Genomic DNA, 22,618 nt, shown 5'->3' with positions numbered 1-22,618 from the left:
GGGAGCGAGGATATCCGTGGCGGCAGGTTCGAAATAAGGTTCACCCATGCAACAGCGACCGCTCGGCCGAAGCGGGCTGGCGGTTTCCCGGCTCGCGCTCGGCACCATGACCTGGGGCCGGGACACCGACGCCGACGATGCGGCCGCCCAGTTGAAGAGTTACCTGGACGCGGGCGGCAACCTGATCGACACCGCCGACGTGTACGGCGACGGTGACGCCGAGTCGGTGATCGGCTCGCTGCTGGGCTCCCTCGTGCCGCGCGAGGAGCTGCTCATCGCCACCAAGGCCGGATTGCGGCCGGGCAGCGGCCGACGTCGCGACGGCTCCCGGGGGCACCTGCTCCGGACATTGGACGCGTCGCTGCGCCGGCTCGGCACCGACCACGTCGACCTGTTCCAGGTGCACGGCTACGACCCGGACACCCCGCTCGAGGAGACCCTGGCCGCGCTGGACCACGCGGTGGCCAGCGGCAAGGTCCGCTACGTCGGGGTGTCGAACTTCTCCGGCTGGCAGACCGCGCGGGCCGCCGCCTGGCAGACCGCCTGGCCAGGCCGGGCGCCCGTGGTCGCCGCCCAGGTGGAGTACTCGCTGCTGGAACGGGGTGTGGAGCGGGAGGTGCTGCCCGCGTGCGACGCGCTCGGTCTCGGCGTGCTGCCCTGGTCCCCGCTGGGCCGGGGGGTGCTGACCGGCAAGTACCGGCACGGCCGTCCGGCGGATTCCCGGGCCGCGTCGCCGCATTTCGAACGGTTCGTCGCGACCTACCTGGAACCGCGCTGCTCCAGCATCGTGGAGGCGGTGGCGACGGCGGCCGGTGGGTTGGGGGTGTCGCCGCTGGAGGTGGCGTTGGCCTGGATCCGGGACCGGCCGGGGGTGACCGCGCCGATCCTCGGCGCCCGGACGGTGGGTCAGTTGCTCGGCGCTCTCCAGGTGGAACGGATCACACTGCCCGAGGAGATCACCACAGCGCTGGACGACGTCTCGGCCGTGCCGGTCGGCTACCCCGAGCGCGACGGCTGACCCGAGGGGCGCGCCGTCGCAGCGGCGTCGGTCACCCCGGAGGGGGTGGCGAATGGCCGCTGGGCTGGGCAGCATGGATGGCATGGACTACGAATACGCGCCGCTGCGGTTGCCGCCGAACGTCGACCGGTTGACCGCCGCGGCGCAGTTGGCGATCCAGGCAGAGTTCTCCGGATGGGAGTTGGCCCGGGTGCGGCTGTACCGCGACGGCACGCGGCAGGTGGTGCTGCGTCGCCGGCGGGTCAACCAGCCGCAGCCGGGCCTGTCGTACTGAACGGGCCGTGGCGCCCGGGGCCTGTGCGGGCCCCGGGCCGTCGACCAGACGAGGAAGTCCGCACCCTGGCTGGGGCGGTGGGCGCAGCCGGCCGGCGGTGACCGTCGGTCGCCGCCGTCGCGACGGATGCGGTAGTGAGCGATAGACCTCAGAGTCATATTCATACCTCTGAGGTCTATCGCTCAACAGCACATCGGTGCGTCTAGTGCTGGTGCCCGGCGTGGTCGTGGTCGTCGTCGAGCTCCAGGAACGGGTGCTCGTCGAGCCGGCCGACCAGCCGGTCGTCGGCCGCCGGCTGGAACGGGCCGACCGCGTCGTCGTCGTCGAACGACTCCAGGTCGACGGGGGTGCCCACCTCACTGACCATGACCACCCCGTCGAGCGGCTCCAGCTCCGGGACGTCCAGCGCGCCGAGCGAGCCGTCGCCGCTCTGCAGCAGCTCCAGCACCGCCTCGCCGACGCCCTCCACCGGTGCCGGCTCGTCGTCCTCCGGGGTCCCCTCGCGCCGGGCAGCCTCGGCCACGCGCAGCAGCGCGGCCACACTCGGCACCCGGTAGTCACGGCGCTGGCGCACCGAGATCACCCGCGGGTGCGGGTCGCTGGCCTCGGCCCCGTCGGCACCGCCGAAACGCTCGTCGGCCTCGTCCGGGTCGATCGAGTCGACATCCCACGGCGTCACCTCGCCGAAGGCGTCGAGCAGCCGCTCGTCGTACGCGAAGGAGGCGTTGTTCAACGCCACGTACGCCTGCCAGACGTCGTCGTCGTCGACGCGGCCCTCAGCGGCGCGTACGGCGGCCAGGTGGTGGCGGGCCGCTTCGATCACGCGCTCGAGAGCGGCGTCCAGCTCACCGTGCTGGTCGGTCATGTGGGGCAGTCCCTTCACGATGGGGAGATTGCGCGCCCGGCGACAACTGCCGGACGCGGCTAGCAGGTGCGGAGGAACCGGTCGAGCACCCGCACGCCGAACTGTAGTCCGTCAACCGGAACGCGCTCGTCGATGCCGTGGAACAACGCCGAGAAGTTCAGGTCGGCGGGCAGCCGGAGCGGGGCGAACCCGAAGCAGCGGATGCCGAGCTGGGAGAACGCCTTGGCGTCGGTGCCACCGGAGAGCATGTACGGTACCGGCCGCGCCCCCGGGTCCTCGGCACGCAGGGCCGCCGACATGGCCTCGACCAGGTCACCGTCGAACGTGGTCTCCAGCGCCGGCTGCCGCTGGACGTACTCGATCGCGATGTCCGGGCCGACCAGCTCGCGCAGCTGCCGCTCCAGCAGCTCGGACTGACCGGGCAGGCTGCGGCAGTCGATGGTGGCGGTGGCGCGGCCGGGGATGACGTTGTCCTTGTAACCGGCGCTCAACCGGGTCGGGTTGGCGGTGTTGCGGATGGTCGCGCCGATCAGGTTGGCGATCGGGCCGAGCTTGGCGATGGCCGTCTCCGGGTCGTCCGGGTCCAACTCGATGCCGAGCAGGTCGGAGACCTCGGTCAGGAAGGCCCGTACGGTGTCGGTGACCACCACCGGAAAGCGGTGCCGGCCGATCCGGGCGACCGCCTCGGCGAGCGCGGTGACCGCGTTGTCGTCGTGCACCATCGAGCCGTGCCCGGGGCGACCCTTGGCGTGCAGCCGCAGCCAGTCGATGCCCTTCTCGGCCGTCTCGATGAGGTAGAGCCGCTGACTGTCGTTGACCGAGTAGGAGAAGCCGCCGACTTCGCCGATCGCCTCGGTGCAGCCGTCGAAGAGGCCCCGGTGGTTGTCCACCAGGAAACGCGCGCCGTAGTCGCTGCCCGCCTCCTCGTCGGCGGTGTACGCGAGCACGATGTCGCGCGGCGGTCGTACGCCGGTGCGCTGCCAGTGCCGCACGACGGCCAGCACCATCGCGTCGAAGTCCTTCATGTCGATTGCGCCGCGACCCCACAGGTAGCCGTCGCGCAGCTCCCCGGAGAGCGGGTGCACCGACCACTCGTCGGCGTCGGCGGGCACCACGTCCAGGTGGCCGTGCACCAGCAGCGCGCCCCGGCTGGGGTCGGTGCCCGGGATTCGGGCCACCACGTTCGCCCGGCCCGCAGCAGACTCGTGCAGGACGGACTCCACGCCCACCTCGGCGAGCTTCTCCGCCACGTACTCGGCCGCGCGGCGCTCACCGACGCTGGTGTCGTTGTCCCCGGTGTTGGTGGTGTCGATGCGCAGCAGGTCGCGGCAGAGGTCGACGACCTCTGCGGTGGGGTCGGCTAGGGCGGAGGCGGCATCGCTCGTCATCGCCTCTTCATACCAGCCCGAGTTGGTCGACGGGCCGGCGCACCGGCGCGGAAATGCCGGCGCGCCGGCGTCCGCGAGTCGACACATCGACGGGCCGGTTTCGCGGTGGCCGCGTTCGGGTACCGCCGCCCACGACCGTTCGTCCCCTGCCGGAGCTTCCGCCCGCCAGTCGAGGAGGGCACCATGTCCGCCGTTCCCCTGCCGCCGCTGCCGCCCGCGCCCGCCTCCGAGGAGGGCTACCGGCCCGCTGGTCGCAGCATCGCCGACATCGTCGACCGGGAGCACCGGCAACTGCTGTCGCTGCTGGACCAGTTGACCGGCCCGGACGCCACACCGCAGGAGGCACTGGCGGTGCTCACCGCCGCGTTGTCGCGGCACCTGTCCGCCGAGGAGCAGTACCTGCTGCCGGCGGTGCGCGCCGCTCTGCCGGGCGCCGCCGAACGGGTGGACGCCGAGATCGCCGCCGACGCCGGCCTGCTGAACACCCTGAAGGGTCTGACGGACGCGGCGCTGACCGACGTCGCCGAGCGGGTTCGCCAGCACGTCGAGGGGGTGGGCGCGCTCGTCACCGAGCTGCGCGCGGTCGCGACCGAGGAGGAGCTGATCCGTCTGGGCAACCGGTTGGAGATCGCCGAGGAGGCGGCGCCCACCCGCCCGCACCCGAGCACTCCGGCCACCCCGCCGTGGAACCGGATCGTGGAGCCGGCGGTCGGTGTGGTGGACAAGGTGCTCGACGCGGTGACCCGGCGACCGACGTACCTGGCGGACCTGCCGGAGCCACCCCGCGACTGAGCGCCCGCCCGCCCCGAAGTGCATTCATTATCACCGATCCGCTCGGGCTATTCCGCCGGCTGACACGTAGTCCTACCGTCACCGTATGAACCTGGAGCTGCGTCACCTGCGGGTGGTCTGCGCGATCGCGGAGACGGGGAGTGTGACGAAGGCGGCCTCGGCGCTCGGCCTGGCCCAGCCGGCCCTCACCGCCCAGCTCCAACGCATCGAGCGGACCCTGGGCGGTCCGCTGTTCGACCGGGACCGGCGTGGTGCCCGACCCACCGCGCTCGGCGAGCTGGTGCTGGCCCGGGCCCGGGTCCTGCTGCCGGCGATGAAGGGGCTGCAGGACGAGGCGGCCCGGCTGGCGGGGGCCGGCGGTTCTCCCACCTGCTACCGGTTCGGTGGGGTGAACAGCCCGATCCTGGGCCGGTTGGTGCACCGGTTGGCGGCCGAGCAGCCACCGATCCAGATCACCACGTTCGCCTCCTGGTCGGTGGACGAGTTGGCGCAGTTGGTGGCCGGCGGCCGGCTGGACTTCGCGCTCACCGGTGTGTGTGGCGACGCCAGTCCGTCGGCGGGTTTCGGATTGAGCTGGCAGGAGGTGGCCGTCGACCCGGTGCTGGTGCTGCTGCCGGAGACGCACCCCCTCGCCGTACAGGAGGAGGTGCGCCTGGCGGACCTGCGCCACGAGCAGTGGGTGGCCGCGCCGGGCGACGGCTGCTTCGGCGACTGCTTCGCCGCCGCGTGCGCCCGCGCCGGCTTCACCCCCCGCAAGGTGTACGAGACCGACATCCGCGGCTGCATCGACCTGGTGGACGCCGGCGTGGCGGTGGCGCTGTGCCAGGCGACGTTCCGTCCGGTGGCCGGGTTGGTGACCCGTCGGCTCGCCGGGACACCGCTGCGCTGGCGGCTCCTGCTCGGCTGGCATCCCGACTCCCTCGCCGCCCAGGGCGCCGAGCTGGTGGTGGAGACTGCCAAGGCGGCGTACGTCGACTCGTTGGCCCCGCATCCGGCGTACCTGGCCTGGCTGATGAGCAACCCGGGGTTCGGGGTGCGGCAGCCCAGCGGAATCCGGCCGGTCGTCTGACCGGAGGTAATCACCTGCCGGTGGCGGTGCGAACCGCCGTTGGCCGGGTATCTGGCGGACATGACGGACCTCTACCCGCCTGCCGACGACCGCGAACTGCTGCGCCAGGCCGCCGCCGCGCACACCGCCGCCACCCGCGAGGTGGAGGCGTTCCTGCGTCGGCTGCCGACGGTGCCCGACCCGGCCGACGTCACCGAGTACGCCAACCTGCTCACCCGCGAGGACCAGACCCGCGGCGACCGGGACGCGGCGGCCGACGCCGCCGGACTGACCATCGGCAGCCTGGAGCCCGACCAGGGCCAGTAGTGCGAACGCGTCGACGGTGCCGTCCCACAGCGGGGCGGCACCGTCGAGCGGCGCACCGTTCAGCGTTCGACGAGCGGGTCGTGCCCCAGGTCGAGCAGCGAGTGCCGCCAGCCGTCGTCGGCGTTGCCGCGTGCCGGCTTGGCGTCCATCAGCTCGCGGATGCGCTCGACCGCCTCCCGCATCACCTCGATGTCCTCCGGGGTGAGGTCGACCTTGCGCTTGTTCAACACCTTGAGGATCTCCCGGCCCGGCTGGGGCAGGTCGAGGTCCGGGTTCGGGCTGAACGAGTCCTCACCGGAGCCCCGGGTCAGCAGCCAGGTGCGCAGCTGCTCCGACGGGACGTTCACCTCGGCGTGGAAGTCCTCCCAGAGCACTTCCACCTCGGGGTCCAGCCGCGCTTCGCGTACCATCAGGTCTCCTCTCGCCGGCGATGCCCGGACGTCTCCGGGTCGTCCTCCTGGTCGGTCTTCGGATGCAGGCCCTCGGCGGGCACCCGCGTCCTGCGGGGGTTCGCGGTGGGCGGCGCCAGGATCGGGTCGGGGTGGTCGTCCTCGTCCCGGGGTTTCCCGGGCTCGTGCGGGTCCTCGTGCTCGTCCGGTCGTGCCGGCCCGCTCATCGTGGGTGGGTGGTCGTGGCGGCTGTGTAGCCGCGCTCGCCGGCGCTCACGTCGAAGCTGAGCGCGCCGTCGCGGACGTCCACAGTGACCTTCTGCCCCGGCGAGATCGCCGACTCCAGCAGCATCCGGGACAGGTGGTTGTCCACCTCCCGCTGGATCACCCGGCGCAGCGGGCGGGCGCCGAACTCCGGCTGGTAGCCGTGCTCGGCGAGCCAGTCGATGCCCGCGGTGGTGAACTCCACCTGGAGGTCCTGGGCATGCATGCGGCGGCGGGTCTCCTCCAGCAGCAGCGCGGTGATGTCGCGCAACTGCTCGGCCTCCAGCCGGCGGAAGATGATGACCTCGTCGATGCGGTTGAGGAACTCCGGGCGGAAGTTCTCCTGCAGGCGGCGCATCAGCCGCTCGCGCAGCTCGTCGTTCTCCTGCTCGCTGCCCACGTCGCCGGTGCCGAAGCCGACCGCGCGCTGGGCGCCGGTGATCAGCTCGGAGCCCAGGTTGCTCGTCATGATCAGTACGGTGTTCTTGAAGTTCACCGTGCGGCCCTGGCTGTCGGTGAGCCGCCCGTCGTCGAGCACCTGGAGCAGGATGTTGAACACGTCCGGGTGGGCCTTCTCGATCTCGTCGAGCAGCACCACCGCGTACGGGCGGCGACGGACCGCCTCGGTGAGCTGGCCGGCCTCCTCGTAGCCGACGTATCCGGGTGGCGCGCCGACCAGCCGGCTGACGGTGTGCCGCTCCTGGAACTCGCTCATGTCCACCCGGACCATCCGGTCCGCCTCGCCGAACAGCGCCTCGGCCAGGGCGCGGGCCAGCTCGGTCTTGCCGACTCCGGTCGGGCCGAGGAACAGGAAGCTGCCCATCGGCCGCTCCGGGTCGGCCAGCCCGGCCCGGGAGCGGCGGACCGCCTCGGCGACCGCGGTGACCGCGTCGTCCTGACCGACCACCTTCTGATGCAGGTGACCCTCCAGGCGCAGCAGCCGGTCGCGTTCCTCCTCGGTGAGCTGGCTGACCGGGATGCCGGTGGCCCGGGACACCACCTCGGCGATCTCCTGCGGGCCCACCTCGGGCACCTGGGAGCCGGACGAGCCGTCCTCGCCATTGGCGCGGCGGATGGCGTCCTCCAACTCGGCGATCCGGTCGCGCAGCGCGGAGGCCCGCTCGTACTGCTCGTCGGTGACGGCTTGTTCCTTGTCCCGGCGTACCTCGTCGAGCTCCTGCTCCAGCTCCCGCACGTCGGACGCCGGGGTACGGGTGCGCAACCGCACCCGCGCGCCGGCCTGGTCGATGAGGTCGATCGCCTTGTCCGGCAGGAACCGGTCGGTGACGTACCGGTCGGACAGCTCGGCGGCGGCGACCAGCGCCTCGTCGGTGAAGCGCACCTGGTGGTGTGCCTCGTACCGGTCGCGCAGACCGCGCAGGATGGCGATGGTGTCGTCGACGCTGGGCTCGGGTACCAGCACCGGCTGGAAGCGCCGGGCCAGCGCGGCGTCCTTCTCGATGCTCTTGCGGTACTCGTCCAGCGTCGTCGCGCCGATCACCCGCAGCTCGCCACGCGCGAGGGCGGGTTTGAGCATGTTGGACGCGTCCATCCCGCCTTCGCTGCCGGCGCCTCCCGCACCGACCAGGGTGTGGATCTCATCGAGGAAGATGATCAGCTCGTCGCGGTGCGCCCGGATCTCGTCGATCACCTTCTTCAGCCGCTCCTCGAAGTCACCGCGATAGCGGGTACCGGCGACGAGGCCCGCGAGGTCGAGTTGGACGACCCGTTTGCCGAGCAGGGTCTGCGGAACGTCGCCGTCGCAGATCCGTTCGGCCAGCCCTTCGACGATGGCGGTCTTGCCGACACCGGCCTCACCGATCAGCACCGGGTTGTTCTTGGTACGCCGCGACAGGATCTCCACGGCCTGCTCGATCTCGTCGGCTCGTCCGATCACCGGGTCGATCTGGTCGTTGCGGGCCAGGTCGGTGAGGTCCTGCCCGTACTGGTCCAGGGTGGGGGTGCCCCGATCCGGCTTCGGGCCGGTCATCGGCCCGCGCTCGGCGTTGGCGGCCTGCAACGACTCGGGTTGGATCCGGCCGGCGGCCAGCATCCGCCCGGCCGGGGACTCCGGGTTGAGCGGCAGCGCCATCAGGATGTGTTCGGGGCCGATGTAGTTGGCGCCCATCGCCCGGGAGAGCTGATGGGCATCGAGCAACGCCCGCTTGGCGGCGGGGGTCAACGACAGGTTGGGTGGCACCTCCCCGCGCGGCGCGCCGTCACCCTTGCCACCGAGGGCGTTGAGCAGGGTGTCCGGGTCGGCGCCGGCCCGGCGTACCAGGTCGCGCAGGGGTTCGCGTTGCAGCGCCGCCCAGAGCAGGTGGTCGGTGTCCAGGTCGCTGCTCTGGCGTTGGGCGGCGCGTCGGGCCGCGTCGGCCAGCATCTCCCGGGCGTCGGCCGTCATCAGTCGGGTGATGTCGACCCGGTGCGGTGGCCGGCGTCCCCCCTCGCCCCGGCCGAAGTACCGGGCCAGGAATTCATCCCACGGGTCGGAGCCGATGTCACCGGGTCCCATCATGTCTGTCCTCCGCAGTCGGGCGCGGCACGGTCGGCAGGGGCTACCCGACGCGCGCCCCGACAAACGCCGCAGGTGGTGGCGGACCGGCGTGCCGGGTGTGGCCTCCGGGCCGGGGCCGGCCGATGGTGGCAGTCTGGTGGGATGGACGAGACACCGCTGTTGATCGTGGACGGCGCCAACGTGGTGGGCTCCCGCCCGAACGGGTGGTGGCGGGACCGCGCCGGCGCGGCGGCCCGGTTGCGCGACTCGCTCGCCCCGGTGGCGACCGTCGGGTTGCCGGCTCGGCTGCCCGCCCCGGTGGAGGTGGTCCTGGTGGTCGAGGGGGCCGCGCGGGACGTGCAGGGCACCGAGGGCGTCCGGGTGGTCTCCGCCGCCGGTTCCGGCGACGACACGGTGGTCGAGCTGGTGGCCGACGCGCCGCACCGCCGGCGGCTGGTGGTCACGGCCGACCGGGAGTTGCGCGGGCGCGTTACCGCGCTCGGCGCCGAGGTGTACGGGCCGCGCTGGCTACGCGAGACCCTGACCAACAGCTGAGAAATTCTCGCACTGGGACTCCCACAGAACGGACTCCCGGCACTTCCGTGGGCCTTCCGGACAGGCGGGCAGGAACACCGACAGGGCGGATGTTCTTTCGGAACCGCCGATAGGCTCTAATGGAGATCTCCCCGCCCCCAGGAGGTTCCGCCGTGGCGAGCGTCGCCGAGTTGAAGGCTGCCATCGATGTCGCCCTCCAACAGATCGGGGACGGGCAGACAGCCGTGCAGGCAGCCGGCGAGAAACTGTCCGAGGCGCAGCAGACCCTCGCCGGGGCGCTGGAGGGCAGCGGGCACGAGACGGTGGAGGCGGCCCAGGCGTCGCTGACACAGGCCAGCCAGGAGCTGGAGGAGTGTCTCGCCGCGACACTGGTCGCGGTGGAGCAGGCGCAGCTCTACGTCGCCACCCTGTAGGCCGTCATGTCCATCATCGAGGACGTCGGTGGGCAGGTCCGTGCCGCCAGCGAGGAGTTCCCGCTGGCCCTGTTGGGGCAGGCGCTGGAGAAGTTCGGCCTGGCCGCGGAGCGACTGCGCTGGGTCCGCCAGGAATCGGCCAACCCGATGGGAGTGCCCGAGCTGTCCGCCGCGACCGAGCACGCCGAGAGCGCCGGCTACGCGCTGCGGGTTGCCCAGGAGCAGCTGTCGGCCTATCTGACGGCGATCGGGCTCGGCGCGGACGGCGCCCCGGCGCCCCGCCCCGAGCAACGCGCTCCCCGACACGACACGCCGCCGACGTCCGGGCCCGCCGAGGTGCCGGCCGAGCCGGCCGAGCAGGTGCGGATGCGCCGCTGGTGGTCGGTGCGGGTGGCCGAACTGACCGGCGGGCGCGAAGGCCTCGACGAGGAGCCCGACGAGCGGGTGGACGACTCCCAGGAGTTGCTGCGGCGAGTGGTGGGTGGTGTGCGCTCCGGCGACCGGGACCGGCTCCGCAAGGAGCTGCGCCGAGCCCCGGCCGACGTCGGCCTGGGCATGGCCGCGCTGGCACCACCGCTACTGCGCGAGCTGGCCGGCGAGCTGCTCGGGCACCCACCCCGCGCCACCGACCTCGGGCGGCTGCGTGGCGAGCTGGACGGACGCGTCCGCGACCTGCTGCCCGGGCTGCCGCCCCCGGTGCTGGAGACGCTGCTGACCCGGGTGTGCCGGATGCCGCCACCGCGCGCCTCCGGGGAGCCACCGCACGCCGCCGACTCCGCGGTGACCGCCGGGGTGACGACCGCGCTGCTGCTCGCCCGCCTCGGCCGGGACCTGCCGGTCGGCGGTGCGAGAGAACCGGCGGGGGCGGGAGAACCGGCGGGCTCGGGGCAACCGGGCGGCGCGGGGCAACCGGCGCGGGCCCAGCAACCGGGCGGGATCGGGCGGCCGGGCTCGGTTCCCCGTGCCGGGGGTGCCGTGCAGCGGCCGGGCAGCGCCGCCGCGCAGCGCTCCGGCGGCCTGCCGCCGCGCTCGGATGGGCCACCGCCGCGCCCCGCAGGGCTGCCCCCACGCTCGGGCAGCCCGTGGCGGGACGCGCCGACGCGTCGGGGCTCCGATGGCTGACCGGCGCGGTCAGCTGGCCAGCCGGGTCCGGGACACTCTCGCCGAGGCGTTGGGCGCCACCCGTACCCGGCTGTCCGCCGCCCAGGCCGACCTGACCGTCGGGCGGGAACGGCTGGCCCGGGTGCAGCGGGCGGCGGCGGCCGTACCGGCGCGGGTGGGTGCCCAACGGGACCGCCGCGTCGCCGACATCGACGCCCGCTTCTCCACAAGGATCGCGGAGCTGGCGCGGCGGGCCGCCGACGCCGCCCGGAAGGAGGCCCCGGGTTGCGCGGGGGCCGACTGGGCGGGGTGGGCGCCGACGCCCGCGCGCCGGGCCGAGCCGCCCGGCGCGCTGCGGGTCGGCACGGTCCGGATCGACGGCGTCGAGCCGGTGCCCGCGCTGGTGCCACTGCTCGACGCCGGGCACGTCCACCTCTCCGGCGACGATCGCGCCGGCTGCGACGCGGTGGTGTCCGCGTTGCTGCTGCGGGCTGTGGGCCGCGCCGACCCGGGGGCGGTACGACTCATCGGGTACGACCCGGATCAGCTCGGCGGCGGTCTGGCCGGGTTCTCCCCGTTGGGCACGGCGGGCCTGCTCACCTTCGTCGGCCCGGGCGGGCTGGGCCCACTGCTTGACGACCTGGTGGAGCAGATCCGCCGGATCAACGAGACGGTCCTCGCCGGTGAGTACGCGTCGCTGCGCGAACTGGCGGCGGCGACCGGCCGACGACCCGAGCCGTGGCGGGTGGCGGTGCTGCTCGGTGGTGAGGAGCTGAACCGGCACGAGCGCGGGCAACTGGACCGGGTGGTACGGGCCGGCGCGGCCTGCGGCGTACACCTGGTGGTGCACGGTGTGCCGTTGCCGGAGGACCCGACGGTGACCCGGGTGGTGGCCGGGGTGTCCGGCGCGCGGATCGGTGGCTCGGCCGGGCTGCCGGTCCGGCTGGACCCACCGCCACCGGCGACGCTGGTCACCGAGACCTGCCGGGACGTCGCCGCCCGGGTGAACGAGGGCCCGCCGCCGACCCCCTTCTCCGACCTGCTGCCCCCGCCCGAGCTGATGTGGCGGGAGGACTCCGCCGACGGGCTGACCGCACCGATCGGTGAGGGCCCGCACGGCCGGCCGGTGCGGTTGACGCTTGGCGACTATCCACCGCACGCGCTGATCGGCGGGCCGTCCGGCACCGGCAAGACCAACCTGATCTTCGCGTGGATCGGCGCCCTCGCCGCCCGCTACTCCCCCGCCGAGCTGGAGTTCTACCTGCTGGACTTCAAGGAGGGGGTGTCCTTCGCCCGGTTCGCGCAGGGCCGGCGCGACCCCAGCTGGCTGCCGCACATGCGGCTGGTCGGCATCAACGTCAACACCGACCGGGAGTTCGGGCTGGCGCTGCTGCGCTTCCTCGCCGAGGAGTTGCGCCGACGCGCCGACGCGGCCAAGAAGCACGAGGTGACCAAGCTGGCCGAGCTGCGGGCGGTCGACCCGACCGGGCACTGGCCGCGGATCGTGGCGGTGGTCGACGAGTTCCAGATGCTGCTGGCCGGCCGGGACGTCGTGGCCCGGGAGGCGGCCGACCTGCTGGAGGACCTGGCCCGCCGGGGCCGGTCGCAGGGCATCCACCTGGTGCTCGCCTCGCAGGACGTCCGGGGCATCGAGGCGTTGTGGGGCCGACCGGCGTTGGTCGCCCAGTTCACCCTGCGCATCGCGCTGCCCAAGGCGCTGCGGATCCTCGCCGAGCGCAACGACGCGGCGCAGTCGCTGCCGCGCTGGCACGCGGTGGTCAACGCCGAGTCGGGCATGGTGGAGGGCAACGAGGTGGCCCGCATCCCGTCGGCCAGCGACTGGGAGACCTGGAGCGGGTTGCAGCACCGGCTGTGGCGGATGCGCGCCCCCGACGCGGCGCCCGCCCGACTCTTCGACGGCGACGCGATCCCCCGGCTGGCGGACGCCCCGGACTTCCGGGCGCTCGCCGTGCCCCCGGACGGGACCGCGCCGCGCAACCCGGTGGCGCTGCTCGGCGAGATCATCGACGTGCAGTCCCGCTCGGCGGCGCTGCGGCTGCCGCGCGCCCCGGGCCGCAACCTCGCGGTGCTCGGCACCCGCGTCGACGAGGCGTGCGCGGTGCTCGACGCGGCGGCCCGGTCGCTGGCTCGACAGCACCCGCCGGGCACCGCCCGGTTCTCCATCGCCTGCCTCGACCCGGACGCCGACCCGATCGCCCGCGCCCTCTACGACGACCTGGCCGACGACGCCGCCTGGTACGACGAGGAGACCGTCGGTGAGCTGATGGCCGAAACGGCCGACGGGCTCAGCGGCCCGGCGGGCCCGCACTACCTGCTGCTCTTCGCGGTGGACGCGGCAGCAGGTGCGCTGGCCGCCCGCGCGGGTCGGCGGACCGGCCTGGAGCAGCTACGCCGGATCATGCACGACGGGCCGGAACGACGCACGCACGTGCTGGCCTGGTGGCGGGGCGTCGCCCGGATGCGCGCCGATCTTGGTGGGCCGGCGTCCCGTACCGACCAGATCGGTGCCTGGGTGGCCCTGGACGCGCACGGCGGCGAGTTGGGCTCGTCGCTCTACCCGGGCACCGGTGGCCCGGACTGGTATCCCCGCCCCTGGCGGGGGCTCTTCTTCGACCGGGCGGTGCACCGCACCGGACAGGTGATCATCCCGTATGGACCGGCTCGATGAACGAACCGGTGACCAGCGAGACGTACACGGCGCAGCTGCGGCGGCTGGCCGACCTCACCGCGCGGGTGCGCGAGCAGCGCGCCGAGGCGCACACCTGGCACGAGCGGCAGTGCGCCGCCGCCGAGCGGGCCGTCGCCGAGGCCGCCGAGCAACTCCAGAGCGCCGAGGAGGAGCTTGTCGCCGCCCGTGAGCAGCAGGAACGGGTCGACGCCGAGGTGGCCCACCTGTGGCAGCAGGCCCGCTCGCGCCTCGGCGTCCGCCGCCTCGGCGGCCCACCCGCCCCGGCGAACGGGGTCGGAGCCACCGACCCTGTGCTGCTGCTCGCCAAGGCCCGTGACCTGCTCGACCGGGCCGGGCAGCCAGGCGAGCTACCGGGTTCGGTCAACCCGCTGCTGGCGCTCTGCGGAGTGGCCGGCGGTGTCCTGGCGTACGCGCTGGGTGCCGGTGCCCGCGCGCTCGGCGTCGGGTACGGCGGCGACCTGGCGGTCGGGTTGCCGGTGCTGGCGCTGGTGGTCACGCTGCTCGGGCCGCTGGTCGGGCTGGTGCCGGCCCGCGTGCTGGCCGACCGCCGGCACGCGGTGCTCGGGCCGCGGCCGATCACCGTGGTCCTCGGCGCGGGCCTGCTGACCACCGTCCTGCTGCTGGTGCTCGGCCGCTGACGCGCGGGATGGCGGGGGTCGCCGCCCGCGTCGTCCACCGCGGGGACGCGACCGACCGACCGGCCCGACCTCAGGCCGGGACCAGGACGGCCTCGCGCAGCAGTCGGCGGGTGAGCGTGACCCGGTCGGCGTCGTCGGGCAGGCCGGGCAGGTCACCGACCCGGGTCGCCACACCGCTGAGCAGGGCGCGAACCGCCGGCTCGCATTCGGCGGGCAGGGTGATCGTCCGGTCGAAGAGCCGCAGCGCCACCGTGTCGGCATCGTGCGGCACCACCTGCCAGCGCAGACCGGGCCGCACTGTGACCCGGGAGTCGGCGTCCAGGGTGGCCAGCGCGTCGGCCTGGGCAAGTGGTCGGATCGGCGCCGGGCGGGCCGCGGGCCAGGCGCGCTGCCGCAGCCGTGCGGCGACCGCGCCGGGGTCGGCGCGCAGCAGCCAGTCCCGCAACGCCTCGACCGTCTCGGTCAGCTCCGGCTCGATGGCGTCCGGGTCGGCGACGTCGGTGCCGAACGGCAGGCTGGCCCGCAACCGCTGGTCCTCGGAGGCCAGCGCCAACAACTCCTCGACCAGCGCGTATCGGGTCAGCGCGCGGATGCCCACGGTCAGGTGCAGCGAACTGGCCTCCTGCGCCTGCGCGCTGTGCAGCCAACCCCGGGGCAGGTAGAGGGCGTCACCGGGGGCGAGCACCACGTCCAGCGCGGCGGGCCCCTGGGCGGTGGCCCCGACCTCGTCGGCGCGCCCACCCCACGGCTGCCTCTCCAGCGGGTCGGCCAGCACCGGCGGGTGGATCCGCCAGTGCTTGCGGCCGTCGACCTGGAGCACGAACACGTCGTGGGTGTCGTAGTGGGTGGCGAACCCCTGACTGCCCGCCGGGGTGAGGTAGGCGTTGACCTGAAGCGGCTGGTTGAGCGCGAGGCCCAGGTCGCGGGCGAAGTCGACAATCGGCGGCCAGATCCGGTGCAGGCCCTGCAGCACCAGGGTGGCGCCGGAGGCGTACTGCTCCAACACCCGCTCGTCGAGCACCTGGTCGCCGATCTCTGCCCCCGCGCCGCCACCGCCGGTCCAGCGCGTGGACGCGACCAACTGGCCGTCCTTGGCGACGCGCAGGAAAGGGGTACGCAGACCGCGCCGGCTCAGCAGTTCGTCGGCGTCGGCGGGGCTGAGCAGGTCGGTGAAGCCGGCCGGGTCGGGCAGCTCGGCGGCGCGGGACAGCAGCGGGGTGTGTCCCCAGTGCGCGGCGGCGAACTTGGCTGGTTCGACCGACACACAGCGGGCCAGCGCTGCGGCGGCCAATGCAGACGGAACCGCCGGACGGCCGTGGCCGCCCGGCGGGTCGAGGTGTGTCATGGTCTGCGCCGTTACCGCGCGCTGCCGTCGGCGCCGCCGTCCTGCTGGCCCGGGGTGGCCCCGCCGTCGGCGGGGCCCTCCGCCCCACCGTCCGCGCCGCCGTCGTGCTGGCCCGGGGTGGCGCCGCCGTCAGCGGGGCCCTCCGCGCTACCGTCCGCGCCACCGTCGTGCTGGCCCGGGGTCGCACCGCCGTCAGCGGGGCCCTCCGCGCTACCGTCCGCGCCACCGTCGTGCTGGCCCGGGGTCGCACCGCCGTCGGCCGGGCCCTCCGCGCCGCCGCCGCCCATGGTCTGCATGTCGTCATCGTTGAGTGCCATCGGTACTCCCTCGGGTGTGCCGCCCCGCCGTGCGCCGGGGTCCGTCGTGCTGCGGGTGGTACCCCACGCGCGATCTTTCCTAACCCTCACCGTAGACGCCGAATCGGGGCGACACGGGCGGTTCGCGAGCGGCGGCGGAGAGTGCCAGGATGGGGTGGTGATCCTGGTGGGCACCTCCGGCTGGCAGTACCGGGACTGGCGGGGCCGCTTCTACCCGCAGCGGCTGCCGCAGCGACTCTGGCTGGAGCACTTCGCCGCAGGGTTCGCCACTGTCGAGGTCAACAACGCCTTCTACCGGTTGCCGGAGCGGGACACCTTCGCCGACTGGCGGGAGCGGACCCCGGCGGACTTCTGCGTGGCGGTGAAGATGAGCCGTTACCTCACCCACATCAAGCGGCTGCGCGACCCGGCGGAGCCGGTGGCCCGGTTCCTCGGCCGCGCCACCGCCCTCGGCGACCGGCTCGGCCCGGTGCTGCTGCAACTCCCGCCGAACCTGCGGGCGGACGTCGACGCGCTGGACGAGACGCTGCGGCTGTTTCCGGCGGAGGTGCGGGTCGCGGTCGAGCCGCGCCACTCCTCCTGGTGGACCGACGCCACCCGGGCTGTGCTGGAACGGCGGCGGGCCGCGCTGGTCTGGGCGGACCGGCTGGGCCGCCCGGTCGCCCCCCGCTGGCGCACCACCGACTTCGGCTACCTGCGGCTGCACGAGGGGCGGGCGCGGCCCTGGCCGCACTACGGTCGCGCCGCGCTCCGGTCGTGGGTGGGTCGGCTGACCGACGCCTTCGGCGCGGACGAGCCCGCGTACGTCTACTTCAACAACGACCCGGGCGGCGCCGCGATCGAGGACGCCGTCGCGTTCGCGGCGCTGGCCCGTGGGGCCGGGCACCCGGTGTCCCGGGTGCCCACCGCCGCCGACCACTGAGCCCGCCCGACGGTGGTCGGGCGGGCTCGCGGGGTCAGGCCGTCACGGCATCATCGTGGCGAGGTCCTTCGGCATGGTGTCCTTCACGTCCTGCCACTCGCCCTGGGTGACGTGTCGGCGCAGCGTGTCCAGCACCACCTGCGTCACCCGTTCCGGGCCGCCCTCCGCGTCGTACGGGAAGCCCTGCCGGACCTCGTAGAGGAAGTCGTCCCGGTTGAGCTTGATCGGCACGTCGGACGGCACCCAGCCGTCGAAGTAGATCCCCCGCACCAGCACCGGCAACTGCTGGGCGAACTCGACGCTCTCGTCCACCGGCAACCGGTCGCGCAGCAGGTGCAGCACCGTGCGCAGGGCGGCGTACGACTGGTTGCGCCGTTCCTTCGGCCAACCGTAGGCGTCCTCGATGTCCTTGAGAATGAGGTTGGTCTTGTCCAGCGAGGACTCGAACGCTGAGATCATCGCGTCAGCCATCGGTCGACCCCCGTTCCGAGGTGTCCCATCGTCGGTCGTCGGCGCGCCGTGGCGGCCCCACCGGGCCTCGGCGGGCCCGCACCGGGCTGCCCTGCGCTGCGCGCCGGGTGTTGTCGGCCGTGCCGACCACGTGCAGGACGGCACCGCGCCGCCGATCCGTCACCACTCGAACCGTCATCCCGTCACCTCCGTGTCGTCTGCGGCGTCGGCCACCCCCGGGCGGCCGTACCCACCGTGACCACAGTGCCGGCGGTGCGGGTGAGGCGGCCCCACCCGGATCGGATGAGGTCAGCCGGCGTCGAGGAGATTCGCGAGGGTGGTGGCGTTGGTCTGCGCGTAGTCGCGGTAACAGTTGTTCATGAGTACGTGCGTCTGACCGGCCTCGTCGGCCAGCTCACGCAGTTTCGGCGCCCAGTCGGCCAACTCCCGTTTGGAGTAGTGGTAGCCGAACTTCTCGTGGATGTCCTTGCTGGTCCACTTGTCGCTGTGGCCGTGGAAGCGCATGACCGCGAGATCCGCGGTGGCGGCCAGGACCGGCGGCAGCGACGAACGGTGGCCCTGCGGCATGTCCACGCAGACGTACGGCAGTTGGTGCTCGCGCAGGAAGGCCAGGGTCTCGTCGGCGTTGTCGCCGTCGAACCAGGAGGCGTGCCGGAACTCGTAGGCCGGGCGCAGCGGCGCGCAGCGCTTCGCCACCTCCAGCAGGTACTGCTTGTTGGCCCGCTTGATGGTGAACCAGGGCGGGAACTGGAACAGCAACGCACCCAGCTTGCCCGCCTCGACAAGTGGGTCCAGCGCGGACAGGAAACGCGTCCAGACCTCCTCGTACGACTGCGCGGGCAGGTCGTCGGGGTAGACGTTCTTCTTGTCGGTCTCCGGACGCAGGTCCTTGTAGAGGGCGCTGACCTTGGTGGGATGCCCGGTCAGCAGACTGAACGCCTTGATGTTGAAGGTGAACCCGGCCGGGGTGCGGTCGGCCCACAGCCGCGCGGTCGCCTCGGCGGGCGGCGAGTAGTAGGTGGCGTCCACTTCGACCAGCGGGAACTGCCGCGCGTAGTAGGCCAGCCGCTTCTCCGGGTTGTCCGCGGTCTGCGGATACCAGCCCGAGTCCAGCAGCGTGCGGTCGGTCCAGGACGCGGTGCCCACCAGGATGTCACCCATGGCTCAAGTCCATCGCGCCGCGGACCGACCGGCAACCGCTGGCGTCGCTCAGGCCGCCCGCCGTTCGCGGGTCTGCTTGCAGGTCACACAGGTGGTGGCGGACGGGAAGATCTCCAGCCGCTCCACCGGGATCGCCGCCGAGCAGCCTTCGCACCAGCCGTAGGTGCCCTCGGCGAGCCGGCCCAGGGCGTGCTCGTACTGGGCGCGGCGGTCCAGGATGGTGCGCAACAGGGACTGCGCGGTGTCCCGCTCGGCCGTCTTGGTGCCGCTGTCGGCCTGGTCGTCCCCGGCGGTGTCGCCGACCTCCACCAGCCGCAGCACCTGGCTCTGGAGCACGGCCTGGTCGTACTCGGCGGTCAGCTCGTCGTAGCGCGCCTGGAGCGAGAGCCGGATCTGGTCGATTTCCTGCTGGGAACGGTTCGTGTCGACCGTGTCGTGGACGAGCATCGCTGCCTGCCTTTCCTAAGCCTGTGGCTCACGGTGAACCGGGTGCCGGCGGCGTCGAGCCCCGGTCACGGTCGCGTTCGGTACGCGGGCGATCACCCGCGCCCTGTGAGCCGGGCGAGTACCCGCCGGATCGGCGGGGCAAACCGGCGAATTTCTCGCGGTTGTCAGGCGTCGCCGTCGGGCTCCACGAGCGCGGGGCGGCGGGGGTCGTCGACCCGTACCACCACGTCGGCGAAGCTCGCCGGGACGACCTCCTCGGCGTACCTGTCGAACGCCGGCAGCATCCACGCCTGGGTCGGTTCGGTACGCCGACGCAGCGCCGCCGAGGACAGCTCCAGGTGGACGGTGACGTCGAACGGCAGCCCGCCGCCGAGCAGCAGCGGACCGCTGACCAGGACGACGCCTCCGGGTGGCAGGTCGACGTAGCGGGCCCGGCTGGCCCGGTCGGCGTCGGCGTCCCAGAGCGACGGGAGCACCCGGCCGGTGCCGCCCGGGCCGGCCGGGTCGAGGACCTCCCGACGCAGTCCGGCCTCGTCGACCCAGCCCTCGTAGAAGGAGTCCGGGTTGGTGCGGCCCAGTTCGAAGCGCAGCGACGCGGGGCGGAGGAAGTCGGTGGCACGTACGTGCAACACCGGGCGGCCCTGGGCGCGTAGCGGGTCGACGAGGGCGGCGGCCAGCTCGTCCGGGCCGGCGGCAGAGGCGCCGTCGATCGCCACCCGCAGCCGCGCGGGCCCGGCGTCGGCGAGCCCTGCGCCGGTCGCGGCGTCGGCCAGCCGGTCGGTCAGCTCGGTGACGAGCAGGTCGGGCGAGATCGGACGGATGCGCACCGGACCATCCTGCCCCGCGTCGGGCAGGTCGGTGACGTGGGTCAGCCGGTGCGGTCGATGGTGACCCGGGCGTCGTCGGCCAGCCGGTAGCCCACGCCGTAGACGGTGGTGACCAGCGGCACGTCCATGCCGACCTTGCCGCGCAGCCGACGCACGTGCACGTCGACGGTGCGCACGCCGGCGTGCTCGTAGCCCCAGACGGCGTTGAGCAGTTGCAGTCGGGTGAACACCCGGCGCGGATGGGCGACCAGGTGCAGCAGCAGGTCGAACTCCAACCTGGTCAGCGGCAGCGGCTCGTCGTCGCGCAGCACCGAACGGGACGAGGCCAGAATGTGCAGGGCGGGGATGGTCGGGCTGACCGCCCGGGTCGGCGACCGGTTGGCGGGCGCCGGGTCGGGGCGGCGTTCGCTCGGCACGGACCCGATGATCACGCCCTCGCCGCGTTCGAGCATCTCGCGGGCGGCCTCCAGCAGCCGACGTGCCGCCGGGGTCAGCGACTCCTCACAGGCCAGCGGGATGGACAGCGTCACGGTGAGCACGGGCGTCGCGGTGTTCGCCGGGCGACGCTGACCGCCGGGCGGCCGACCGGGCACCGCGGGTTGCGACGTGTGCCATCCGGCGCGCGACGAGGCGGGGCTGACCGACATGGTCCTCCTTGGGCTGGTCCGGGTATCTCCCCACGGCCCGGGACGCCGCCTCATCGATGCTTCCCGGCACCCGGGCAAGGGTCAAGAGGCGGCGGCGTTGCATGAATGTGACAATTGACGAACACATCGGAGCTGGGCGCTCGCTCTGCGTACGAACTTGATGATTACAGCAGAGTCGCCGAGATGCCCCGATACGGGGGTCCCCGCCCGGTTCCACGGGGTGGTCGCCGGCCGCCGGACCAGGGCTTAACGGCTGTGGTCCGTGCGGCGGGGTGCCCTCGTACTACAGGCGGCAAAACCTATGGCTTTAATAGGTAATTCCACCCACCGGGACGCTGGTCGGCTCGACAGTCGGTCAGCGCACCACCGGCGGGTCCACCCGGTAACCGGGCAACGAGGGCCAGCGCACCGTCAACACCACCGACGCGCGCTCGGCGAACCACGAATGGTCCACCCCCCGGGCCCACACCACGTAGTCACCCGGCAACGCCAGCCGTACCGTCCGGTCGGGCAACTCCACCCGGAAGCAGCCCTCGACGAGCACGAGCAGGGTGGTCCGTCGCTCCCCCGTGGCCCACCGCGACCGGGCCTGCCCGGGCGGGTGCACACCCCACTTCACCTCGACGTCGGTGCTGTGCCGGATCTCCCCCGCCGGCGCGAAGTGCCCGAGCAACCAGCCGGCGTTGGTGGCACCGTCGACACCCGCGTTGCCCACGTACACCGTCTCGACCATCGGACCCTCCCCCAGCACGCCGGCCGAGCAACCTATCAGGACAGGCCGTAGCCTGGACGGGTGACCGACGACCTCGACGCCGAGACGCTGGCGTTCGCGCACCGGATGTTCGACCTGGCCCGCGCCGGCTCCACCGAGGAACTGGCCGCGCAGCTCGACGCCGGCCTGCCGGTCAACCTCACCAACGACAAGGGCGACACACTGCTGATCCTGGCCGCGTACCACGCCCACCCGGACACGGTGGCCGCCCTGCTCAGTCGCGGCGCCGACCACTCGCGGGCCAACGACCGGGGTCAGACGGCCCTGGCCGCAGCGGTCTTCCGCAGCAACACCGACGGGGTCCGCGCGCTCCTCGCCGCCGGCGCCGACCCGGCACACGGCAACCCGTCGGCGTTGGAGACCGCGCAGTTCTTCGACCTGCCGGAGATGACGGAGCTGCTGCGCGCCGGCTGACACCAGCCCGCACGGGCCGGTATACAGGGTCGGTGGAAGATCCTCTGCCCGAGCAGATGCGAGCCGCCAGCACCACGCTGCTGGCCGCGCTCGACCCCGCCGCCCGCGAGAGCGCCGTGCACCCGTTCGACGACGAGTCGGCCCGACGCTGGCTGGAGTACCGCCCCCGACCCCGACCCGGCGTCAGCCTCGCCGCGATGGACGTCGCCGGCCGCAAAGCGGCCCACCGACTGCTGGCCACCGCGCTCAGCCGTTCGGCGTACGCGCAGGCGATGGCGATCATCGCGCTGGAGGAGGTGCTGGACCGAGCCGAGGACTGGCAGCGTGGACGGCACAGCGCTGACTACTGGGTGGCCGTGTTCGGCGACCCGGCGCGCGACGACCGCTGGGGGTGGCGGTTCGAAGGGCACCACCTGTCGGTGACCATGACCGTGGTCGACAACCAGGTCTCCCCCGCCCCGATCTTCTTCGGCGCCAACCCGGCGGCGGTGCGCTACGCCGGCCGCCCGGTCTCCCGCCCACTCGGCGTGGAGGAGGACCTCGCCCTGGCGCTGCTCGACGCGCTGGGCCCCGCCGAACGGGCCGCCGCGGTCATCGCCGACGAGGCACCGCGGGACATCATCAGCGCCACCAGAGGGACGGTCGACGCGCCGCTGGAGCCACTCGGCGTACCGGCCGACCGGATGGGGCCGACCGGTCGCGCGCTGCTCGACCAGGTGGTCGCGCTGTACCTGGACCGGCTGCCACCCGAACTGGCCATCCGGGAGGCGGCTCGACTGGACGCCGGCCCGCTGCACTTCGCCTGGGCCGGCCCCACCCGCCCCGGACAGCGGCACTACTACCGGGTGCAGGGCGACGACCTGCTGATCGAGTACGACAACACGAGCCCGGACGGCAACCACGCGCACACCGTCCTCCGTCGCCCCGCCAGCGACTTCGGCGCCGACGTCCTGGCCGGACACCACCGAACCCACCACTAGGCGAGGCCCACCCGGCCCTGCCACGCCGCCTGGGCG

The 22,618-nt window shown here is 73.4% G+C and carries 27 protein-coding genes; 13 read left to right on the top strand and 14 right to left on the bottom strand.

Annotated elements, in window-relative coordinates; genetic code table 11:
- Nucleotides 1-46: 46 nt before the first annotated feature.
- Together O7614_RS16515 and O7614_RS16510 are read left to right on the top strand one after the other, a co-directional pair.
- On the top strand, nt 47-1,018 hold the full coding sequence (locus O7614_RS16515) for an aldo/keto reductase (protein WP_088989714.1): 972 nt from the start codon (nt 47-49) through the stop codon (nt 1,016-1,018).
- A gap of 82 nt (nt 1,019-1,100) precedes the next feature.
- Nucleotides 1,101-1,292 (top strand): DUF5703 family protein, encoded by a 192-nt coding sequence (locus tag O7614_RS16510; RefSeq protein ID WP_013734349.1) that lies wholly within the window; start codon nt 1,101-1,103, stop codon nt 1,290-1,292.
- A 202-nt stretch (nt 1,293-1,494) separates the two neighbouring features.
- Here O7614_RS16510 and O7614_RS16505 read toward each other — a convergent pair whose 3' ends face one another.
- Together O7614_RS16505 and O7614_RS16500 are read right to left on the bottom strand one after the other, a co-directional pair.
- Nucleotides 1,495-2,157: a hypothetical protein gene (locus O7614_RS16505; protein ID WP_278139350.1), complete on the bottom strand. Its 663-nt coding sequence runs from the start codon at nt 2,155-2,157 to the stop codon at nt 1,495-1,497.
- Nucleotides 2,158-2,216: 59 nt separating this feature from the next.
- Entirely contained in the window at nt 2,217-3,545 is a 1,329-nt protein-coding gene (locus O7614_RS16500; RefSeq protein WP_278139349.1) for a M20/M25/M40 family metallo-hydrolase, read from the bottom strand.
- A 183-nt stretch (nt 3,546-3,728) separates the two neighbouring features.
- On the opposite strand from O7614_RS16500, the gene O7614_RS16495 reads away from it, so the two are divergent.
- From O7614_RS16495 to O7614_RS16485, 3 genes are all read left to right on the top strand, one after another.
- A complete protein-coding gene (locus O7614_RS16495; protein ID WP_278139348.1) occupies nt 3,729-4,337 on the top strand; it encodes a hemerythrin domain-containing protein in 609 nt (202 codons plus the stop codon).
- An 85-nt stretch (nt 4,338-4,422) separates the two neighbouring features.
- A complete protein-coding gene (locus O7614_RS16490) occupies nt 4,423-5,406 on the top strand; it encodes a LysR family transcriptional regulator (RefSeq protein WP_278139347.1) in 984 nt (327 codons plus the stop codon).
- Nucleotides 5,407-5,466: 60 nt separating this feature from the next.
- Entirely contained in the window at nt 5,467-5,712 is a 246-nt protein-coding gene (locus tag O7614_RS16485; protein ID WP_238672161.1) for a hypothetical protein, read from the top strand.
- Between the two features lie 59 nt (nt 5,713-5,771).
- Here O7614_RS16485 and O7614_RS16480 read toward each other — a convergent pair whose 3' ends face one another.
- From O7614_RS16480 to O7614_RS16470, 3 genes are read right to left on the bottom strand one after another with little or no spacing between them, the layout of a single operon-like run.
- Nucleotides 5,772-6,122 carry a DUF3140 domain-containing protein gene (locus O7614_RS16480; protein ID WP_278139346.1) on the bottom strand — a complete coding sequence of 117 codons (351 nt, stop codon included), beginning with the start codon at nt 6,120-6,122 and terminating at the stop codon, nt 5,772-5,774.
- The gene (locus O7614_RS16475; RefSeq protein ID WP_278139345.1) at nt 6,122-6,328 is read right to left on the bottom strand and encodes a hypothetical protein; all 207 of its coding nucleotides are present in this window, start codon (nt 6,326-6,328) and stop codon (nt 6,122-6,124) included. Before O7614_RS16475 ends, O7614_RS16480 begins: the two co-directional genes overlap by 1 nt.
- Complete coding sequence (locus tag O7614_RS16470) at nt 6,325-8,883, bottom strand: ATP-dependent Clp protease ATP-binding subunit (RefSeq protein WP_278139344.1); 2,559 nt, start codon at nt 8,881-8,883, stop codon at nt 6,325-6,327. Before O7614_RS16470 ends, O7614_RS16475 begins: the two co-directional genes overlap by 4 nt.
- A 141-nt stretch (nt 8,884-9,024) precedes the next feature.
- Here O7614_RS16470 and O7614_RS16465 point away from each other — a divergent pair, with 141 nt between their 5' ends.
- From O7614_RS16465 to O7614_RS16445, 5 genes are all read left to right on the top strand, one after another.
- Entirely contained in the window at nt 9,025-9,417 is a 393-nt protein-coding gene (locus O7614_RS16465) for a hypothetical protein (RefSeq protein WP_278139343.1), read from the top strand.
- A gap of 152 nt (nt 9,418-9,569) precedes the next feature.
- On the top strand, nt 9,570-9,830 hold the full coding sequence (locus O7614_RS16460; protein ID WP_130400840.1) for a hypothetical protein: 261 nt from the start codon (nt 9,570-9,572) through the stop codon (nt 9,828-9,830).
- 6 nt (nt 9,831-9,836) lie between these two features.
- Entirely contained in the window at nt 9,837-10,952 is a 1,116-nt protein-coding gene (locus tag O7614_RS16455; protein WP_278139342.1) for a hypothetical protein, read from the top strand.
- Nucleotides 10,945-13,620: an FtsK/SpoIIIE domain-containing protein gene (locus O7614_RS16450; RefSeq protein WP_278139341.1), complete on the top strand. Its 2,676-nt coding sequence runs from the start codon at nt 10,945-10,947 to the stop codon at nt 13,618-13,620. The genes O7614_RS16455 and O7614_RS16450 overlap by 8 nt, the downstream gene beginning before the upstream one ends.
- A complete protein-coding gene (locus O7614_RS16445) occupies nt 13,617-14,279 on the top strand; it encodes a hypothetical protein (protein ID WP_278139340.1) in 663 nt (220 codons plus the stop codon). The genes O7614_RS16450 and O7614_RS16445 overlap by 4 nt, the downstream gene beginning before the upstream one ends.
- Before the next feature lie 70 nt (nt 14,280-14,349).
- Here O7614_RS16445 and O7614_RS16440 read toward each other — a convergent pair whose 3' ends face one another.
- Entirely contained in the window at nt 14,350-15,624 is a 1,275-nt protein-coding gene (locus tag O7614_RS16440; protein ID WP_278139339.1) for a cupin domain-containing protein, read from the bottom strand.
- 11 nt (nt 15,625-15,635) lie between these two features.
- Nucleotides 15,636-15,941 carry a hypothetical protein gene (locus O7614_RS16435; protein ID WP_278139338.1) on the bottom strand — a complete coding sequence of 102 codons (306 nt, stop codon included), beginning with the start codon at nt 15,939-15,941 and terminating at the stop codon, nt 15,636-15,638.
- A gap of 157 nt (nt 15,942-16,098) precedes the next feature.
- Between O7614_RS16435 and O7614_RS16430 the strand changes: the two genes are divergently transcribed.
- A complete protein-coding gene (locus O7614_RS16430) occupies nt 16,099-16,863 on the top strand; it encodes a DUF72 domain-containing protein (protein WP_278139337.1) in 765 nt (254 codons plus the stop codon).
- A gap of 42 nt (nt 16,864-16,905) precedes the next feature.
- Here the strand turns inward: O7614_RS16430 and O7614_RS16425 are convergent, their stop codons facing one another.
- The 7 genes from O7614_RS16425 to O7614_RS16395 form a co-directional block, all read right to left on the bottom strand.
- Complete coding sequence (locus O7614_RS16425; protein WP_278139336.1) at nt 16,906-17,334, bottom strand: DUF2267 domain-containing protein; 429 nt, start codon at nt 17,332-17,334, stop codon at nt 16,906-16,908.
- On the bottom strand, nt 17,327-17,512 hold the full coding sequence (locus O7614_RS16420) for a hypothetical protein (protein WP_278139335.1): 186 nt from the start codon (nt 17,510-17,512) through the stop codon (nt 17,327-17,329). Before O7614_RS16420 ends, O7614_RS16425 begins: the two co-directional genes overlap by 8 nt.
- 110 nt (nt 17,513-17,622) lie before the next feature.
- Nucleotides 17,623-18,495, bottom strand: a complete 873-nt coding sequence (locus tag O7614_RS16415; RefSeq protein ID WP_278139334.1) for a DUF72 domain-containing protein — start codon at nt 18,493-18,495, stop codon at nt 17,623-17,625.
- Nucleotides 18,496-18,543: 48 nt separating this feature from the next.
- The gene (locus O7614_RS16410) at nt 18,544-18,942 is read right to left on the bottom strand and encodes a TraR/DksA C4-type zinc finger protein (protein ID WP_278139333.1); all 399 of its coding nucleotides are present in this window, start codon (nt 18,940-18,942) and stop codon (nt 18,544-18,546) included.
- Nucleotides 18,943-19,106: 164 nt separating this feature from the next.
- Nucleotides 19,107-19,769: a uridine kinase gene (locus O7614_RS16405; RefSeq protein ID WP_278139332.1), complete on the bottom strand. Its 663-nt coding sequence runs from the start codon at nt 19,767-19,769 to the stop codon at nt 19,107-19,109.
- 41 nt (nt 19,770-19,810) lie between these two features.
- On the bottom strand, nt 19,811-20,416 hold the full coding sequence (locus O7614_RS16400; protein WP_278139331.1) for a winged helix-turn-helix domain-containing protein: 606 nt from the start codon (nt 20,414-20,416) through the stop codon (nt 19,811-19,813).
- 355 nt (nt 20,417-20,771) lie between these two features.
- The gene (locus O7614_RS16395; protein WP_278139330.1) at nt 20,772-21,149 is read right to left on the bottom strand and encodes a signal peptidase I; all 378 of its coding nucleotides are present in this window, start codon (nt 21,147-21,149) and stop codon (nt 20,772-20,774) included.
- 60 nt (nt 21,150-21,209) lie between these two features.
- On the opposite strand from O7614_RS16395, the gene O7614_RS16390 reads away from it, so the two are divergent.
- Nucleotides 21,210-21,602, top strand: coding sequence for an ankyrin repeat domain-containing protein (locus tag O7614_RS16390; RefSeq protein ID WP_278139329.1), 393 nt, complete (start codon nt 21,210-21,212; stop codon nt 21,600-21,602).
- 32 nt (nt 21,603-21,634) lie between these two features.
- Nucleotides 21,635-22,582, top strand: a complete 948-nt coding sequence (locus O7614_RS16385; protein WP_278139328.1) for a DUF3500 domain-containing protein — start codon at nt 21,635-21,637, stop codon at nt 22,580-22,582.
- Nucleotides 22,583-22,618: the final 36 nt, after the last annotated feature.

This window comes from Micromonospora sp. WMMD961, assembly GCF_029626145.1.
GTDB lineage: Bacteria > Actinomycetota > Actinomycetes > Mycobacteriales > Micromonosporaceae > Micromonospora.
This window is presented reverse-complemented; position numbering and strand designations above follow the sequence as displayed.